Here is a 16808-nt window from a genome sequence, read left to right on the forward strand (position 1 = left end):
CCGCGTATTGACCGCGCCGCCGCCGACTCCGAATAATCGGCGCCACCGGGGCGCCCAGGCAACCCTCGTCACTCTGACCACACCGGACCGGGGAGCGCGCATGACCGACCAACCGCACCACGACCGACCCGCCGCGCTCACCGCCCCCACCGCACTCGCCGCCCTGGCCGAGGAGTACTTCGCCGCCGAGAACGCCCACGCCCCGTTCGACGCGACGCTGAGCGGGGTCGAGGGCTACGCCCACGAGGTGCCCGACCCGTCCCGCGCGTCCGCGCTGCGCCACCGGGACGCGCTGGCGGGCTTCGGGGCGCGACTGGCCGCGATCCCGGTGGACGCGCTGGCCGGCGAGGACCTGGTCACCCACCGCGTGCTCGGGCGGCTGATCGACAACGGCACCGGCCGGATCACCCACGGGCTGGGCGACTTCAGCATCTCGGCGACCATCACCGCGCCGCAGAACGAGGCCTTCACCTCGCTCGCCATGACCTCCGTCGACCAGGAGGGCGCCGACGCGTACCTGGAGCGGCTGGCCGGCCTGCCGGGCTACTTCGACGCCGCCCTGCAGCTCCACCTGGACGCCGCGGCCGAGGGCCGCACGCCACTGCGCAGCGGCGTCGACGCCGCCCTCGACCAGCTCGACGCGTACCTGGTCACCGGCCCGGACGACGACCAGCTGCTGCGCGCGCTGCACGGCCGCCCGGAGTTCGACCGGGGCCAGGTGATCGTCCGCGACGGCGTGCGCCCGGCCGTGGCCCGCTACCGGGCCGGCCTGGCCCAGCGGCTGGCCGCGGACGCCCGGCCGGACGACCGGGCCGGGGTCTGCCACGTGCCCGGCGGCACCGAGGGCTACGCCGACGCCGTCACGCGCTACACCCGGCCCGGGCTCACCCCGGAGGAGGTCCACCGGATCGGCCTGGACACCCTGGCGCAGCTGCGCGCGGAGTTCGCCGAGCTGGGCGGCAAGGTGCTCGGCATCACCGGCCCCGACGCCGTGCTGGCCGCGCTGCGGGAGGACCGCGCGCTGCGCTTCGACAGCGCCGAGGAGATCATCACCCTGGTCGACGAGGCGCTGGAGCGCGCCCGCCGCGCCTCGGCCGACTACTTCCGGGCCTACCCGATCGCCGACTGCGTGACCCGGGAGATCGACCCGATCGAGGCGGAGACCGGGCCACTGGCCTACTACCAGCCGCCGGGCCCGGGCGGCCTGCCCGGCACCCACTGGATCAACACGCTGCGCCCGCAGACCAGGTTCAGGTACGAGTACGAGGCGATCGCCTTCCACGAGAGCGTGCCCGGGCACCACCTGCAGATCGCCGTCGCCCAGACGCTGCACCACCTGCCGGAGTTCCGGCGCCGGCCGAGCGGCCAGCTGACCGCCCACGTCGAGGGCTGGGGCCTGTACACCGAGCGGCTCGCGGACGAGATGGGGCTGTACAGCTCGGACCTCTCCCGCTTCGGCATGCTGTCGCTCGACGCGCTGCGGGCCGTGCGCCTGGTCGTGGACACCGGACTGCACCACTACGGCTGGTCCCGGGAGCGGGCGATCGCCTTCATGCGGGACAACACGGCCACCACCGAGGCCAACGTCCGCAACGAGATCGACCGCTACCTCGCCTGGCCGGGCCAGGCGACCGCGTACCTGATCGGCCGCCGGGAGATCGTCCGGCACCGCGAGCGCGCGCAGGCGTCGCTGGGCGCCCGGTTCGACATCCGGGAGTTCCACCACCAGCTGATCGGGCACGGCAGCCTGCCGCTGGGAGTGCTGGACACGCTGGTCACGGACTGGATCGCGACGCAGTAGGGCCCGTCGACGCAGTGGGGCCCACCGCTGCGGGGCCGGGTTCAGCCCCGCAGCGGCACCGCGGTCAGAAGCCGACCACCCGGAGGGACGAGCCGTCGCCCTTGGGCCCGACCAGGTACACCTCGGCCACCTCGTAGCCGGTCAGGGTCACCGCACCGGCGAACTTCCGCTGGACGGCGTCGTAGCCGAGAACCCCGCCGCCTCGGCTGCCCAGGCGCACGGCCCAGGGACCGTACTGGTCAACGATTCCGCACGCCCTGAGCGGTCCTCCCGCGCCCGGACGTGCCGTCACCCCTTCGGCCCCTCCAGGCGGTAGTGTCCGCTGGCGCGGCAACCGGCAGGTCCGTCGGCCCGCCCCGCGCCCCACCGCCCCGATCTGGAGGAACCCGTGCCGGCTCCCGCCCGCGCCGCCCTGGCCATAGCCGTGGCCGCCCTGCTCGCCGCAGCCTCAGGCTGCTCGTCCGGCGGCGGCCACACTGCCCGGCCGGCCGGACACGGCCCGGCCTCTTCCGCCACCGACGCCCCGCCCGCAGCCGACGCCGCAGCCGCCGGAGCGCCGCCCGCCCCGGCGGCGATCGTCACCGGCGCCGGCCCGAAGAGCTCCTACGACGTCCAGCCGCAGCCCGCGCCGGGCAGCTGCACGTACCGCTACACCGCGGACAAGCAGCCGCTGCCCGACCCGAAGTGCACCCCGGGCGCGATCAGCCCGGCGGTCAACCAGGGCAACATCAACGACACCATCTGCAAGCCGGGCGGCTACACCTCGACGATCCGCCCGCCGGCGAACATCACCGGCAAGGAGAAGGCCGAGAACGCCAAGTCCTACGGCTACACCGGCCCGATGGGCGACGCCGAGTACGACCACCTGATCAGCCTGCAACTCGGCGGCGACCCCAACGACCCGCGCAACCTGTGGGTGCAGCCGCCCTCCCCCGGCCATGTCCCGGGCAAGGGCCCCAACAACCCCAAGGACTCGGTGGAGACGCACCTGCACACCGCGATCTGCAAGGGCCAGGCCACCCTCGCCGCCGCCCAGCAGGCCATCGCCACCGACTGGACCACAGCCGAGGCCAAGCTCGGCATCAAGTCCGGCGGCTCCCCCACCGCGGCCGCCGACACCGACGGGGACTGACCGCCCGCCCCTGGGGCCCGTCTCGGCGACGTCGGCGGGGGTGCCGGCACGGCCCACCAGGGTGTCCGCGACCTCCCCGGCGTGAACTCCTCACCCCAACCGGCGCCGACCCGTCCGTGCGTCAGTCCGTCTCGGCGACGTAGTAGGCGCGCATCAGCTCGGCCGACCAGGCGGGCTGACGGACCTCTCCGCGCGGGCCGAACTCGGCCAGGTAGGGCTTGATGTCGAGCACCGGCGTGCCGGCCACCGCGTCCAGCCCGGTCACGTGCAGGTCCAGGCCCTGCACCCGGACCAGTCGGCAGCGCGAGACGCCGAGCCGGTTGGGGCGGTTCTTGCCGCGCTGGGCGAAGATGCCGACCAGCGGCCAGTCCGGGTTGCCGCGCGGGCGCCGGGCACCGGTCTCCACCCTGTCGGCCGGCACCCGGTCGAAGTGGTACACGATCTCCAGGTGCGAGAAGTCCGCCAGCCCGTACAGCGCCTCCTCACCGAACTGCGCGCCGTCCACCCGGATCACCGCCCCGACGCTCCCCCAGCCGTCGTCCCGGACTTCCTCCCGACCGCCGACCACCCATGCCACCGGACGCGATGTCACCTCGTCCACGCCGTCCCCCTTCGATGTCGAAGCCTGTTCCCCGTACGTAACCACGCCCCCGCCCGGGTCGTCACCGGGGCTGCCGACGGTGGTGTCCCCACCCGGCCTGAAGACACGCCCTACGCCGGGGTGGCGGGCGGGCGGCGCTTGTGCTCGGTGCGGCGGTAGTGGCCGAGGACGGTGCGGAAGACCTCCTCGCTCACCGGCCGCTCCTCCAGGAAGTCGTCCAGGGCCTCGTAGGGGACGCCGAGGGCGTCCTCGTCTGGGCGGCCGGGGGCGAGGGTCTCCAGGTCGGCGGTGGGAGTCTTGTGGACGAGGTCCGCCGGAGCCCCCAAGGCCTCGGCCAGGGAGCGGACCTGACGCTTCGTCAGTCCATCCAGGGGCATCACGTCGGCGGCGCCGTCACCGTACTTGGTGAAGAAGCCGACGGCCGCCTCGGCGGCGTGGTCGGTGCCGACGACCAGGCCGCCGGTGGCGCCCGCGACGGCGTACTGGGCCACCATCCGCTGGCGGGCCTTGACGTTGCCGCGGACGAAGTCCTCGTGGGAGCGGTCGGCGAAGGTGAGGCCGGCGGACGCCAGCGCGTCGAGGGCGGCGTCGGTCGCGGGCCTGATGTCGACGGTCAGGGTCCGGTCCGGCTGGATGAAGTCGAGTGCGCGGCGGGCGTCCGCCTCGTCCGCCTGGGTGCCGTAGGGCAGCCGCATGGCGCAGAACTCGGCCTGGTGTCCGGCGGCGCGCAGCCGGTCGACGGCGAGCTGGCAGAGCCGCCCGGCGGTGGTGGAGTCGACGCCGCCGCTGATGCCGAGCACCAGCGTGCGGGCGCCGGCCGCCCGGAGCTGGTCGGCGAGGAAGTCGGCCCGGCGCTCGGCCTCCTGCTCGGGGCTCGGGACGGGGGCCACCCGTAGGGTGCGGGCGATCTCCCGCTGGAGGTCGGCGGACAGGGTTTCGGTCATATCGACTCCCGGGTGAAGGTGACACGGTGGGTGCCCGCCCTGGACGCTACCAGCGGGTTCGACGCATTCGACGAGGTGGTGGCGGTGCTGCGGCGGGCCGGGGCGAGCGCCTACGCGGGGTGCCGCAGGATGTCGAGGACGACGGCGCCGTCGACGGTCTCCTGGGCGACCAGCAGGGCGGCCAGTTCGTCGAGGTGGTGGCGGTGTTCGCGGAGCAGGTCGACGGCGCGGCATTCGGCGCGGCGCAGCAGGCGGGCCACCGCCTCGTCGACGGCGCGCTGGGTCTGCTCGGAGTACGGGCGGCGGAACAGGTCCTCGGGGCCGTCGCCGAGGTAGTTCGGGGAGCCGCTGGAGTAGCCGACCGGGCCGAGCTCCGGGGAGAGGCCGAATTCGCGGACCATCCGGGTGGCGACGCCGGTGGCGTGGGCGAGGTCGTTGGCGGCGCCGGTGGAGCCCTCGCCGAAGACCACCAGCTCGGCTGCCCGCCCGCCGAGCTGGACGGTGATCAGGTCGATCAGGTAGCCCTCGGTGTACAGGTGGCGTTCCGCTTCGGGGAGTTGTTCGGTCGCGCCGAGGGAGACGCCGGCCGGGAGGATGGTCACCTTGGCGACGGGGTCGGCGTGTTCGCACAGCGCGGCGGTCAGGGCGTGCCCGGACTCGTGGACGGCGACGGCGTGGCGCTCCTCGGGCAGCAGCGCGTTGGAGGAGTCCCGGCGGCCGAGCAGGACGCGGTCGCGGGCGGTGTCGAGGTCGTCGGCGGTGAGGGTGGCGCGGTCGGCGCGGACGGCGTTGATGGCGGCCTCGTTGACCAGGTTGGCGAGGTCGGCGCCGGAGAAGCCGGGTGTGCCGCGGGCGATGCGGTTCAGGTCGGCATCGGGGGCGAGGGTCTTGCCGCGGACGTGGACGGCGAGGATCGCGGCCCGTTCCGCCTGGTTGGGCAGCGGGACGGTGACCTGGCGGTCGAACCGGCCGGGGCGCAGCAGGGCCGGGTCGAGGGCGTCCGGGCGGTTGGTGGCGGCGATGACGACGATGCCGGTGGTCGGGTCGAAGCCGTCCATCTCGGAGAGCAGCTGGTTGAGGGTCTGTTCGCGCTCGTCGTTGCCGCCGAGCCGGGTGCCGCCCGCGCGGCGCCCGCCGACGGCGTCGATCTCGTCGATGAAGATGATGGACGGCGCGCGTTTGCGGGCCTCGTCGAAGAGGTCGCGGACGCGGGAGGCGCCGACGCCGACGAACATCTCGACGAAGCCGGAGCCGGTCACGGAGAGGAAGGGCACCTCGGCCTCTCCGGCGACGGCCCGGGCGAGCAGGGTCTTTCCGGTGCCGGGCGGGCCGACCATGATCACCCCGCGCGGTCCCTTGGCGCCGGCGGCGGCGTAGCGTTCGGGGCTGCGCAGGAAGTCGACCACCTCGCTGACCTCCTGCTTGACGCCCTCGTACCCGGCGACGTCGGCGAAGCGGGTGGCGGGCCGCTCGGCCTCGATGATCTTGGCGCGGGAGCGCCCGATGGCGCTCAGGCCGCCGCCGAGCGAGCGGGCGGCCATCCGGCCGGACCACAGGAACAGCCCGCCGAAGAGCAGCAGCGGCAGGAACAGCAGCAGCGTGGACCAGATCGAGCTGCCGCCGCTGCGGCTGGCGGTGACGTCGACGTGCTGACCGGCCAGCTCGCCGCTGAGCTGGGAGGTGTCCAGGGCGGTCGGGATCTGGCTGGTGAAGTGCGTGCCGTCCTTGAGGGTGCCGGTGACCCCGCCGGTGTCGGTGATGTCCACGGTCTTCACCTGCCCGGCGCCGACCCGGTTGAGGAAGTCGGTGTAGCCGTAGCTGGCGCCGGTCGAGCCGGAGCGCGAGAACAGGATGAGCAGCAGCAGGGTCACCAGGACGGCGACGGGCAGCAGCCAGCGGCGCATCGCGGGCGCGGGCGGCTTGGGCGGCGGAGGGCCGCCGGGGGTGCGGGGCCGCTCGGGGCCCCTGCCCGGGGGCGGCGGGGTCGCGGGGTGGCGGGCGGCGCGCAGCCGGATTCGGGTGATCATCCACGCTCACCGCCTCTCCGCCGCCGGGCCCTCCTCTCCATGGTGGGGGGAGAAGGGCCCGGACGGGAGGTTCAGGACGAACCGGTCGGCCCCGGCGCGGGGGCCGGCGGCGCCGTCAGGAGAAGTCGAGCGAGCCGGTCCGGGTCCGCTTGAGCTCGAAGAAGTTCGGGTAGCCGGCCAGCAGCCGCACCCCTTCGAAGACCCGGACGGCGTCCTCGCCGCGCGGGATGGCGCTCAGCACCGGGCCGAAGAAGGCGACGCCGTCGACGTGGATGGTCGGCGTGCCGACCTCCTCGCCGACCGGGTCCATGCCCTCGTGGTGGCTCTTGCGCAGCGCGAGGTCGTACGCCGTGCTGTCGGCCGCGGCGGCGAGTTCCTCCGGCAGTCCGGCCGCGACCAGGGCCTCCCGGATGACGGCGTCGTCGGCGGGCCGGTCCTGGTCGTGCAGGCGGGTGCCGAGTTCGGTGTACAGGTCGCGCAGCACGTGCTCGCCGTGCTGTTCGGCGGCGGCGATGCAGACCCGGACGGGGCCCCAGCCGGTGGTCATCAGGCGCTGGTAGCGCTCGGGCAGGTCGGTGCGGCCCTCGTTGAGGACGGACAGGCTCATCACCCGGAACGTGAGGTCGAGCTCGCGGTGGCGCTCGACCTCCAGGATCCACCGGGAGGTGATCCAGGCGAACGGGCAGATCGGATCGAAGTAGAAATCGACTTTGGTGGTCACGGTGAAAAGCCTAGGCGCCGAGTGGACCGCTTTCCAGGGCCAATCGATCACCATCGTGGTGGGCCACTTCTCAGCTGCAGGTCTTCCCGTCGGCCGGCACGGTGCCGTCCAGCAGGTAGGCGTCCACGGCCTGCTTCAGGCACGGGTCGCCGGTGTTGTAGCCGCCGTGGCCCTCGCCCTGGAGGGTGACGTTGACGCCGACGCCCGGGCCGAGCTGCTGCGCCATCGCGTGGGCGCCCTCGACCGGGGTGGCCGGGTCGCCGGTGGTGCCGACCACCAGGATCGGGGCCGCGCCGGCGGCGGAGACGTCCGGGTGGTCGGCCTTGCCCGGCACCGGCCAGCCGGTGCAGCTCGTCAGGCCCCAGGCGGAGTAGGGACCGAACACCGGGGAGGCGGTGCGGAACTGCGGCAGCTGCTGTTCGACGTCCTGGTCGGAGTAGCGCTGCCGGGCGTCCACGCAGTTGATCGCCCGGTTGGCAGCGCTCAGGTTGGTGTAGCGCCCCTGCGGGTCGCGCCCGAACATCGCGTCGGAGAGCTGGAGCAGTGTGTTGCCGGCGCCCTGCTGCATCGCCTCGGTGAGCCCGGCGGCCAGGACGGGCCAGGTCTCCTCGCTGTACAGGGCCGCGGCGATCCCGGTGACGGCCAGGGTCTCGGTGAGCTGCCGCCCGCTGGTGGTGGGCAGCGGGGACTGCTCCAGCTTCTGCAGCAGCGCCGTGACCGCCGCCGTGCCCTCGACGCCGCCGGCACCCGTCGGGCAGGCGGCGGCCTCCTCGGCGGCGCAGGCCTTCATGAAGTTGTCGAACGCGAGCTGGAAGCCCTGGGCCTGGCCGAGCGCGGCCTGCTGCGGGTCCTTCGTCGGGTCGACGACTGAGTCCAGGACGATCCGGCCGACCTCCTGCGGGAACAGGTGCGCGTAGACGCCGCCGAGCTGGGTGCCGTAGCTGATGCCGAAGTAGAAGAGCTTCTGGTCGCCGAGCACCTGCCGCATCAGGTCGAGGTCGCGGGCGGCGCTCTCGGTGTCCACGTAGGGCAGCACCGGACCGGAGTTGTGCTCGCAGGCGGCGGTGAACTGCGCGTTGCTGGCGTCCAGCGCCTTCACCGCGTCGGGGGTCCCGGGGGTGTTGTCGATTTCCAGGGTGGTGTCCATCGCTTTGTCGTCCAGGCAGCTCACCCCGGCGCTGGCACCGACCCCACGGGGGTCGAAGCTCACCAGGTCGTAACGGGCGTTGAGGGAGGCGTAGTCGGCGGCGAGGGCGGGCAACGTGGCGACGCCGGAGGCACCGGGGCCGCCGAAGTTGAACAGCAGCGAGCCGATCCGGTGCTTCTCGTCCTTCGCCCGGCTCCGGATCATGGCCAGGTCGATGGTCGGGCCGTCCGGCTTGCCGTGGTCGAGCGGCGCCTTGAGGGTGGCGCACTGCCAGTCACCGGCGGGCGCGGTGCCGCTGCCCTGCGCGGGGCTGGGGGCCGGGCAGGCCTGCCAGTCGAGCCGCTGGGCCGCGAGTCCGGTCGCGGACGCGGCGGGCGAACCGGGCGAACCGGCCGGGGAGGCCGGGGAGGTCGGCGCGGGCTCGACGGCGGAGCGGGCGTCGCCCTGGCAGCCGGCGGCGGAGGCGAGCAGCAGCGCGGCCAGGCCGAAAGCGCCGGCGCCGCGGACGACGGTGTGCATGGAGCGGTCCACCTCTCGGGTTACCGGGCGCGCCCCGGCGGACGGCGGGGCGGCGTGCGCCCCGGCGCTCGGCACGGTCAACGCACCACAGACCCTAGGGGCGGTGGGGCGGTCGCGCCCGTCGGAAGGCCCGGTGGAGGGGCGTGCGCCGGTCCGGCCGCCACCCGCCGTCCGGGTGAGGTGACCCCCGCTCCCGCGGCCCTCGGCGGCGAGCAGCGTCCGGATCGCCCACTACCTGGCGTCGCATGCTATCTTGCATCGCATGGTACCTGGCATCACACACCACGACGGCGACGCCGGTACGGCCGACGGACCGGTGGCGACGCAACTGCGCAAGGGCGTACTGGAGTACTGCGTCCTGGCGCTGCTGCGGGACGGCCCCCGGTACGGGGTGGAGCTGCTGCAGGAGCTCGGCCGGTTCCCGATGCTGGCGACCAGCCAGGGCACCATCTACCCCCTGCTGTCCCGGCTGCGCCGGGCCGGCCTCGCCGACACCTTCCTGCGCGACTCGGCCAGCGGCCCGTCCCGCCGGTACTACACCCTCACCGACACCGGCCGCAGCGCACTGGAGGAGTTCACCACGCTGTGGCCCGCCTTCCGCGAAACCGTCGACCACGTCCTGGCCCCGGGAGAGAACCCGTGAACAACCCCATCGAGCACCCCCTGGTCCGCGCCCACCTGGACGCGGTCGCCCGGTACACCGCCCCGCTGCCCGAGGAGCGCCGCCGCGAACTGCTCGCGGACCTGCGCGAGCACGTCGAGGTCTCGCTCGCCGAGTGCGACCCCGCCGACGAGGCCGCCGTCCGGCGGGTCCTGGAGCAGCTGGGCAGCCCCCGGCAGATCGCCGACGCCGCGCTCGACGAGGAGGGCGGCGCCCGACCGGAGCCGGAGAGCCGCGGCCGCACCGTCCGCACCCTGGTCTTCGCGGTGCTGCCGGTTCCGCTGTCGTTCGTCCCGGTCGTCGGGCCCCCGCTCGCGCTGGCCGCCGCCGTCATCGCCGCGAGCAGGGTCTGGCGGTCCACGCAGTGGAGCCGCCGGGAGAAGCGGCTGGCGGCCCTGCTGCTGCTCTCCCCCGTCCTGGTCACTCCGCTGGCCGGCATCGCCGCCGCCGTCGTGTCCCCGGTCGGCCTGACCGTGGCAGCCGTCCTCGCCGCCTGCGCGGTGGGCTTCTGCCCCGCCCTGCTCGCGGCGTTCTTCCTGGCCCGGTCCGCCGCCCGGCTGCGCAACGCCGCGCTCATGGCCTGAACCGGCTTCATCAATCAACACCGACGTTTCGCCAGCCCCCCCTGGTGATGTTGGAGACCGCCCCCCACATACAAGGGAGGCGGTCTCCACACGTCGGAGGCTCGCGCTTGCGCGCGTGCCTGCCCGGCGACTAACGTCTTACCTGTTTCTCACCATCAAATCCGTTTTTGGCCAAGGCCGTTCATACGGTTAACGGAAACCCGCATACAGTGTGCGGGCTCGGAGAATCCGAACCGCCGCCCCCTCCATCTGGGGGCTTTTCCATTACGCGGGAATCAAGGCAACTCACTTTACCGTCAGGCTCGTTGACCCAGTTCTCCGGCGGCTGCTTTGCTTCTCGGCGGCCGAGGCGGGCCTGTTTCCCCCCGGTGATCCGTTGTGCGGCGGGTCATCCAGGCATTTCCACCGCCTCCGGCCTCTCCCTGTCCTTCGCGACCACCCGCCACCCACCGGTGCCCGGGTGGTCGGCATGAGAGAGGCAACCCTCACATGGGCCGAACCCCCACGTTCCGTCACGCCGGACGGACGGCGCTCACCGGCGTCGCCGCGCTCGCCCTCGCGGCGGCCGGCTTCACCGCGGCACCCGCCCAGGCGCAGCCCGACGACGCCGCGCACCCCACGGCGTCGGCGAACCACCCGTACCGGCACGGCGCCGTCCCGCTGCGCGGCCACCAGGCCGCACCGAACGCCACCTCCGCCAACAACCTCAACTACGGTGGCGGGGCGGGCAGTCCGAGCATCGGCGTGACCACCGGACCGGAGCACGTCTACCTGGTGTTCTGGGGCTCCCAGTGGGGCAGCTCCGGCACCGACGCCAACGGCAACACCACGCTCAGCGGCGACGCCAAGGGCATGGCCCCGCGCCTCCAGCAGCTGTTCAAGGGCATCGGCGCGGGCAGCGAACTCTGGTCCGGCGTCATGACGCAGTACTGCGAGGGCGTCGCCACCGGCTCCCAGACCTGCCCGGGCAGCTCCGCGCACGTCGCCTACCCCACCGGCGGCGCGCTCGCCGGCGTCTGGGTGGACACCTCCGCCGCGGCGCCCGCCTCCGCGACCGGCAACCAGATCGGCGCCGAGGCGGTCAAGGCGTCCGGCCACTTCGGCAACACCACCGCCGCGGCCAACCGGAACGACCAGTACGTCGTCGTCTCCCCCACCGGCACCACCCCCGACGGCTTCAACACCGCGTCCGGCAACTTCTGCGCCTGGCACGACTACACCGGCGACACCACGCTCACCGGCGGCGCCGTCTCCTCCCCGTACGGCGAACTGGCCTTCACCAACCTGCCGTACGTGACCGACGCGGGCTCCGGCTGCGGCCAGGGCTTCGTCAACGCGGGGACGGCCGGCACCCTGGACGGCGTCACCATCGTCGAGGGCCACGAGTACGCCGAGACCATCACCGACCAGAACCCGGCCGGCGGCTGGACCGACAGCAGCGGCGCCGAGAACGGCGACAAGTGCGCCTGGGTCAGCAGCGGCCAGGGCGCGTCGGCGAACGTCGGCTTCACCACCGGCAGCTTCGCCATGCAGTCGACCTGGGCGAACGACTTCAACAGCGGTGCGGGCGGCTGCGAGATGTCCCACCCGATCGTCGGCGGCACGACCGGCAACACCGTCACCGTCACCAACCCTGGCGCCCAGGCCGGCACCACCGGCAAGGCCGTCAGCCTCCAGATCGCGGCGACCGACAGCGCCTCCGGCCAGACCCTCACCTACACGGCGAGCGGCCTGCCGGCCGGCCTGTCCATCTCCGCCTCCGGCCTGATCAGCGGCACCCCGACCACCGCCGGCACGGCGAGCGTCACGGTCACCGCCAAGGACGCCACCGGCGCCTCCGGCTCCGCCGCCTTCGGCTGGACCGTCACCTCCGCGGGCGGCGGCGGCCTCACCAACGGCGGCTTCGAGACCGGCACCCTGAGCGGCTGGACCTCCACCGGCAGCGCCGCCGCCGCCAGCGCCGCCAAGCACACCGGCGGCTACGGCGCGATGCTCGGCTCCACCGGCCCCACCACCACGTCCACGGCCGGCCAGACCTTCACCGCCCCGGCCGGCAGCAGCAAGGTCGCCTTCTGGTACGACGTCACCTGCCCGGACACCGTCACCTACGACTGGGCGACCGCCACCCTCAAGGACAACACCACCAACACCACGACCACGGTGCTCGCCAAGACCTGCACCAGCGGCCTCGGCTGGAAGTCCGCCTCCGGCACCGTCACCCCGGGCCACAGCTACACGCTCACCCTCACCAACGTGGACGACAACTACCCGGGCGACCCGACCTACACCTACTACGACGACGTGACCGTCTCCTGACCACCGCCCGTCCACGCCCCTGACGCCGCCGGGGCGGGCCACCACGGCCCGCCCCGGTGACACTGCGCCCGGTGGCACTGCGCCCCGCGCCTCGCACCCCGCGAAGGAGGAGAGCCGTGACCGTGCGAACGCTCGCGGCGGCCGCCCTGCTCGCCCTGGCGGCCGGCTGCTCGTCGAACACCGGCCCCGTCGCGCCGGGCCCGCCCGCCCTGGTGCTCGACGAGCACGCCGACGGCACGACCGTGCGGGTGGCACCCGGCACCGTCATCCGGGTCGAGCTGCACAGCACCTACTGGTCCCCGGCCGCCGGCGACAGCCCGCGGACGCTGCGTCCGACCGCAACCACGACCACTCCCGCCCCCTCCTGCCGGCCGGGCGGCGGCTGCGGCCAGGTCACCGCCGGCTTCCTCGCCGCCGCCCCCGGCACCGCCCGTCTCTCCGCCCACCGCACCACCTGCGGCGAGGCGCTGGCCTGCCCGCCCGGGCAGCGGGCCTTCACCGTGACGGTGACCGTCGGCTGACGGTCAGTGCTGGACGCCGGAGGACAGCGAGAAGTCCGCGAAGTAGGCGCGCTGGGTGCTCGCCGGGCCCCAACTGGTGTCGTGGCCACCGTAGAAGGTGGAGAAGAACACGCCGCCGAAGGGGATCCTGCCGATGCCCGAGGCCACCCCGCGCGCCGCGTAGACCTGGCGGCCGTCGTACCAGACGGTGACGTCCCCGGTGCCGCGGTCGACCAGCTGCTCGACGCTGTGCCACGCGCCGTCGGCCTGGAACCGCCAGTCACCGAGCCCCTCGTCCACCCCGTAGCCGGTCGGGCCGGAGTTGGTCGGGGTGTAGAGGTAGACCTCGCCGTTGTCCGGCACGCCCTTGGCGCCGCGCCACATGTAGCGCGTCGACCAGCCCGCGCCGTGGTTGCCGCCCGACTCCTCGCCGATCTTGCCGCCGTACAGCCCGGGCAGTTTCCCCGCCTTGCCCCAGTCCCGGCCGGCCGGGAACTTGAGGGAGTACTTCAGGTCCAGCGTCTCGCCCTGGGCCAGGGCGGACAGGCCCAGGGTGGTCAGATCCGTGTAGAACTGGCCGCCGCCCGGGTTCGGGCAGTCGGTGCACTGGTTGGAGGAGGACCCGGCACCGTAGGTGACCTGGAGCGCCGAGCCGCCCCCGGGAGCGGCCGCGTCGTCGACCGCGCTCAGGTCCGAACCGCCCCACGTCCCCTGGTCGACCGCGCCCCAGGCGTGCTTCCACTGGTCCGTCCCGTAACCGCGGAACTGGCCGGTCCAGGCCGCCTTCCTGCTCGCCACCGCGGCCGGCGCGGCTCCCCTGGCTCCCTCGGACCCCGAGGCGGCCGGCGCGGCGATCGAGGCCGCAGCGGGCGACGTCGACGGGGCGCAGGCGGCCAGGGCGGCGGCGGCGAGCACCGCTCCGAACACACGACGAGTGCTTTTCATGACTGCCCTTCCCGACGGGACCGGCCGGGACGGCCCACCCGCTCCATGTGACGCTCCGCCACCGGGCCACAGTAGCGGCGCCCGAGGTGACGTGACCATCACACTCCCGGGTGACGGCGGGACGATTCCCGGCCCCCGGCCCTCCCGATGCGGGCCATGCGGAGATGTGCGAGGTGCGAGGTGGCGATCCGGCCGCGAAGATTCCTCCGAACGTCCGGCGGAGGACGTCAAGACCGCGGCGACGGCTCCGACCACCGGTCGAGGAGCCCAGCCGGGCCCGCGAACCACGAGGAACACGAGGAGCACGAGATGAAGTTCCTGATCAGCCTGCACATCAACCCGGCCGTGATGGACGCGCTGACCGACGAGGAGAAGGCGGCGATCGGCCACGGCCACGGCGAGTTCATCGAGGCGCTGAAGGCGTCCGGAGAGCTGATCACCACCCAGGCACTGGCCGATCCGGCCCAGGCCGCCGTGGTGACCGTGCGCAACGGCCAGCCGGTGGTGACCGACGGCCCGTTCCTGGAGGCCAAGGAGTACCTGGGCGGCTTCTACCTGATCGACTGCGAGGACAAGGAGCGGGCGATCGCGCTGGCGGCGCTGATCCCGGACACCGCGATCGAGGGCCTGGGGGTCGAGGTGCGGCAGGTGATGTTCGCCGACGGACACTTGGAGGCATGACAGCACCGGACTTCGAGGACCTGCTGCGTGCGCTCACGCCACAGGTCCTCGGCACCTTGGTTCGCCGGTACGGCCGGTTCGAAGGGTGCGAGGACGCCGTCCAGGAGGCCGTCCTCGCCGCCACCGTGCAGTGGCCGTCCGAGGGCATGCCCGACAATCCGCACGGCTGGCTGGTAACCGTCGCCGCCCGGCGGCTCATCGACCAGCTGCGCCGCGACCGCGCGCGCCGCGAACGGGAGTCGGCGACGGCCACCGAGGTGGTGCCGCCGGAGGTGCCGGACACCGACGACACGCTCGTCCTGCTGTTCCTGTGCTGCCATCCGACGCTCACCGCGGCCTCCCGGACCGCCCTGACGCTGCGGGCGGTCGGCGGTCTGACCACCGCCGAGATCGCCCGCGCGTTCCTGGTGCCGGAGGCCACCATGGCGGCCAGGATCAGCCGGGCCAAGCAGCGCATCAGGGCCGCCGGCAGCTCGTTCGCCCTGCCGGACGGCGCGGAGCGCGAGGAACGGCTGCGGGTCGTGCTGCACGTGCTCTACCTGATCTTCAACGAGGGCTACACCGCCACCTCCGGACCGGAGTTGCACCGCCCCGACCTCGCGCACGAGGCGATCCGGTTGACCAGGACGGTGCACGCGCAGCTGCCCGGGGACGACGAGGTCACCGGGCTGCTCGCACTGATGCTGCTGACCCACGCGCGCCGGGAGGCGCGGACCACCCCGGCCGGCGACCTGGTGCCGCTGGACGAGCAGGACCGCAAGGCCTGGGACCGGGCGCTGATCGACGAGGGCGTCGCACTGGTCGAGGCGGCGCTGGCCGGGCCGACCCTGGGGCCCTACCAGTTGCAGGCCGCCATCGCGGCCACGCACGCCGACGCGGCCACCGCCGAGGAGACCAACTGGCCCCAGGTGCACGCCCTCTACCTGATCCTGGAACGGATCGCGCCCAACCCGATGGTCACCCTCAACCGGGCGATCGCGCTCGCCGAGACCGACGGCCCGGCGGCCGGACTGGCCCTGCTGTCCGCCCTGGACGGTGACGGGCGGATGGCCGGGCACCACCGGCTGCTGTCCGTCCGGGCGCACCTGCTGGAGAAGGCCGGCGACCCGGCCGGCGCCCACGAGCACTACCGGCGCGCCGCGAAGGCCACCGCCAGCCTCGCCGAGCGGCGCTACCTGGAGGCCCGGGCCGGCCGGACCGGGCCACGCTCCGGCTGATCACGCGTCCGGGACGTCCGGCACGCAGCCCGGGGACGGCCCGGGGCGGGCCCGGGGACGGCAGGGCTCAACTACCCTGCGGCTCCATCCCCGGCCTGCCCCGCACCGCGTACGCCGGCAGCCGCAGCTCGCCGAGGACGGCCCGGGGCAGGCTCAGCCCGAACCGCCGCCCGACCACGCCGAGGGTGCGGCGGCGGACGGCCGCGGGCGGCTCGCCCCCGGGGCCGCGGGTGATCCCGTCGGGCTCCAGGACGCCCGCGGCGACCAGCTCGGGGACCAGCAGGTCGGGCTCCCGGCCCCAGCGCCAGCGCTCCTCGGCGAGGCCGAACCCGCACAGCACCGCGCCGTCGCGGGCGTAGTCGAGCAGTGCCGGCGGGTGGTCCGGCATCGGGCGGAAGTGGACCACCTCGACCCCGTCGCGCGCTATCTCGGTGAGCCGTTCGCCGCCGGTGGAGTCGCCGTACTCGACCGCGAAGGACCAGTCACCGGACTCGCCGACCCGGATCACGCCGTCGCCGTCGTCGCTCGGGCGGAACACCTCGATGTCGAGGTCCCACACCTCGGTGCCGCTGAGCGGCCCGGCCGCGGCGGCCGGATCGGCGCCCATCCGGCGGGCGAGCTCCTGCGGCGGTATCCCCCGGGCGAACAGGACGCCGTCGACGGAGCACCCGGCGTCCGCGAGCCACCGGATGCCTTCCTCGCCCCCCGCCCCTTCGGTACCGCCCGTCATGACGCCCCCTCACCTCGCGCCGGCCCGCGTGGCCGGGCCGCCGGTCCGCACCCTAACGGACGCCACTGACACTGATAGTGGTAACCGGGTCTCCGGTGGTCGTGGCTCTGCCACTGACTGACGCCCTGCTGGGCTGTCCTCCGGTTGTTCCGTCCGGCTGCCGGGGCCCGTTCCCAAGGCCCCGGCCGGGCGGAGCATGACCTTATAGGAGCCTGGCCAGAGGCCCCCTCAGTGTCCTGTCCGCCCCACCCGGCGGAGCCCGCATCGACGCAGGTCGGGGGT

The 16808-nt window shown here is 73.9% G+C and carries 16 protein-coding genes; 8 read left to right on the plus strand and 8 right to left on the minus strand.

The genetic code is table 11. The features are described from left to right. The first annotated feature begins 100 nt into the window (after positions 1-100). Positions 101-1801 carry a DUF885 domain-containing protein gene (locus tag AB0P03_RS29470; RefSeq protein ID WP_363585796.1) on the plus strand — a complete coding sequence of 567 codons (1701 nt, stop codon included), beginning with the start codon at positions 101-103 and terminating at the stop codon, positions 1799-1801. 64 nt (positions 1802-1865) lie between these two features. Here AB0P03_RS29470 and AB0P03_RS29475 read toward each other — a convergent pair whose 3' ends face one another. Then, positions 1866-2021, minus strand: coding sequence for a hypothetical protein (locus tag AB0P03_RS29475; RefSeq protein ID WP_363631708.1), 156 nt, complete (start codon positions 2019-2021; stop codon positions 1866-1868). A gap of 168 nt (positions 2022-2189) precedes the next feature. Between AB0P03_RS29475 and AB0P03_RS29480 the strand changes: the two genes are divergently transcribed. Then, the gene (locus AB0P03_RS29480; RefSeq protein WP_363585798.1) at positions 2190-2933 is read left to right on the plus strand and encodes a hypothetical protein; all 744 of its coding nucleotides are present in this window, start codon (positions 2190-2192) and stop codon (positions 2931-2933) included. 121 nt (positions 2934-3054) lie between these two features. Here the strand turns inward: AB0P03_RS29480 and AB0P03_RS29485 are convergent, their stop codons facing one another. The 5 genes from AB0P03_RS29485 to AB0P03_RS29505 form a co-directional block, all read right to left on the minus strand. Further along, positions 3055-3525: an SAM-dependent methyltransferase gene (locus tag AB0P03_RS29485; protein WP_363585847.1), complete on the minus strand. Its 471-nt coding sequence runs from the start codon at positions 3523-3525 to the stop codon at positions 3055-3057. Between the two features lie 119 nt (positions 3526-3644). Next, positions 3645-4478 carry an ammonia-dependent NAD(+) synthetase gene (nadE, locus tag AB0P03_RS29490; protein WP_363585799.1) on the minus strand — a complete coding sequence of 278 codons (834 nt, stop codon included), beginning with the start codon at positions 4476-4478 and terminating at the stop codon, positions 3645-3647. A gap of 110 nt (positions 4479-4588) precedes the next feature. Next, positions 4589-6505 (minus strand): ATP-dependent zinc metalloprotease FtsH, encoded by a 1917-nt coding sequence (ftsH, locus tag AB0P03_RS29495; protein WP_363631710.1) that lies wholly within the window; start codon positions 6503-6505, stop codon positions 4589-4591. A gap of 115 nt (positions 6506-6620) precedes the next feature. Beyond that, on the minus strand, positions 6621-7226 hold the full coding sequence (locus AB0P03_RS29500; protein WP_363585801.1) for a DsbA family protein: 606 nt from the start codon (positions 7224-7226) through the stop codon (positions 6621-6623). A 70-nt stretch (positions 7227-7296) separates the two neighbouring features. Further along, the gene (locus AB0P03_RS29505) at positions 7297-8892 is read right to left on the minus strand and encodes an alpha/beta fold hydrolase (protein ID WP_363631712.1); all 1596 of its coding nucleotides are present in this window, start codon (positions 8890-8892) and stop codon (positions 7297-7299) included. Between the two features lie 262 nt (positions 8893-9154). Between AB0P03_RS29505 and AB0P03_RS29510 the strand changes: the two genes are divergently transcribed. The 4 genes from AB0P03_RS29510 (at position 9155) to AB0P03_RS29525 (ending at position 12974) form a co-directional block, all read left to right on the plus strand. After that, complete coding sequence (locus AB0P03_RS29510) at positions 9155-9535, plus strand: PadR family transcriptional regulator (protein WP_363585803.1); 381 nt, start codon at positions 9155-9157, stop codon at positions 9533-9535. Continuing rightward, complete coding sequence (locus tag AB0P03_RS29515) at positions 9532-10137, plus strand: hypothetical protein (RefSeq protein WP_363585804.1); 606 nt, start codon at positions 9532-9534, stop codon at positions 10135-10137. The genes AB0P03_RS29510 and AB0P03_RS29515 overlap by 4 nt, the downstream gene beginning before the upstream one ends. Before the next feature lie 489 nt (positions 10138-10626). Then, positions 10627-12453 (plus strand): Ig domain-containing protein, encoded by a 1827-nt coding sequence (locus AB0P03_RS29520; protein ID WP_363631714.1) that lies wholly within the window; start codon positions 10627-10629, stop codon positions 12451-12453. A 116-nt stretch (positions 12454-12569) separates the two neighbouring features. Then, positions 12570-12974, plus strand: a complete 405-nt coding sequence (locus AB0P03_RS29525; RefSeq protein ID WP_363631716.1) for a hypothetical protein — start codon at positions 12570-12572, stop codon at positions 12972-12974. A gap of 3 nt (positions 12975-12977) precedes the next feature. On the opposite strand, the gene AB0P03_RS29530 is transcribed toward AB0P03_RS29525, so the two are convergent. Further along, a complete protein-coding gene (locus tag AB0P03_RS29530; protein ID WP_363631718.1) occupies positions 12978-13898 on the minus strand; it encodes a polysaccharide lyase in 921 nt (306 codons plus the stop codon). 309 nt (positions 13899-14207) lie between these two features. Here AB0P03_RS29530 and AB0P03_RS29535 point away from each other — a divergent pair, with 309 nt between their 5' ends. Both AB0P03_RS29535 and AB0P03_RS29540 read left to right on the plus strand, forming a co-directional pair. Further along, positions 14208-14579 (plus strand): YciI family protein, encoded by a 372-nt coding sequence (locus AB0P03_RS29535; protein ID WP_350883944.1) that lies wholly within the window; start codon positions 14208-14210, stop codon positions 14577-14579. Next, positions 14576-15796 (plus strand): DUF6596 domain-containing protein, encoded by a 1221-nt coding sequence (locus AB0P03_RS29540; protein WP_363585808.1) that lies wholly within the window; start codon positions 14576-14578, stop codon positions 15794-15796. Before AB0P03_RS29535 ends, AB0P03_RS29540 begins: the two co-directional genes overlap by 4 nt. Positions 15797-15863: 67 nt before the next feature. Here the strand turns inward: AB0P03_RS29540 and AB0P03_RS29545 are convergent, their stop codons facing one another. Continuing rightward, the gene (locus tag AB0P03_RS29545; RefSeq protein ID WP_363585809.1) at positions 15864-16526 is read right to left on the minus strand and encodes a DUF6461 domain-containing protein; all 663 of its coding nucleotides are present in this window, start codon (positions 16524-16526) and stop codon (positions 15864-15866) included. Between the last annotated feature and the right edge of the window lie 282 nt (positions 16527-16808).

Source organism: Kitasatospora sp. NPDC088779, assembly GCF_040685395.1.
Lineage (GTDB): Bacteria > Actinomycetota > Actinomycetes > Streptomycetales > Streptomycetaceae > Kitasatospora.

What these genes read in the sequence shown, in the direction of transcription:
- AB0P03_RS29470 (WP_363585796.1), top strand. Translation starts at nt 101, where the DNA reads ATGACCGACCAACCGCACCACGACCGACCCGCCGCGCTCACCGCCCCC.
- nadE (WP_363585799.1), bottom strand. Translation starts at nt 4,478, where the DNA reads ATGACCGAAACCCTGTCCGCCGACCTCCAGCGGGAGATCGCCCGCACC.
- ftsH (WP_363631710.1), bottom strand. Translation starts at nt 6,505, where the DNA reads ATGATCACCCGAATCCGGCTGCGCGCCGCCCGCCACCCCGCGACCCCG.
- AB0P03_RS29505 (WP_363631712.1), bottom strand. Translation starts at nt 8,892, where the DNA reads ATGCACACCGTCGTCCGCGGCGCCGGCGCTTTCGGCCTGGCCGCGCTG.
- AB0P03_RS29510 (WP_363585803.1), top strand. Translation starts at nt 9,155, where the DNA reads ATGGTACCTGGCATCACACACCACGACGGCGACGCCGGTACGGCCGAC.
- AB0P03_RS29520 (WP_363631714.1), top strand. Translation starts at nt 10,627, where the DNA reads ATGGGCCGAACCCCCACGTTCCGTCACGCCGGACGGACGGCGCTCACC.
- AB0P03_RS29530 (WP_363631718.1), bottom strand. Translation starts at nt 13,898, where the DNA reads ATGAAAAGCACTCGTCGTGTGTTCGGAGCGGTGCTCGCCGCCGCCGCC.
- AB0P03_RS29535 (WP_350883944.1), top strand. Translation starts at nt 14,208, where the DNA reads ATGAAGTTCCTGATCAGCCTGCACATCAACCCGGCCGTGATGGACGCG.
- AB0P03_RS29540 (WP_363585808.1), top strand. Translation starts at nt 14,576, where the DNA reads ATGACAGCACCGGACTTCGAGGACCTGCTGCGTGCGCTCACGCCACAG.
- AB0P03_RS29545 (WP_363585809.1), bottom strand. Translation starts at nt 16,526, where the DNA reads ATGACGGGCGGTACCGAAGGGGCGGGGGGCGAGGAAGGCATCCGGTGG.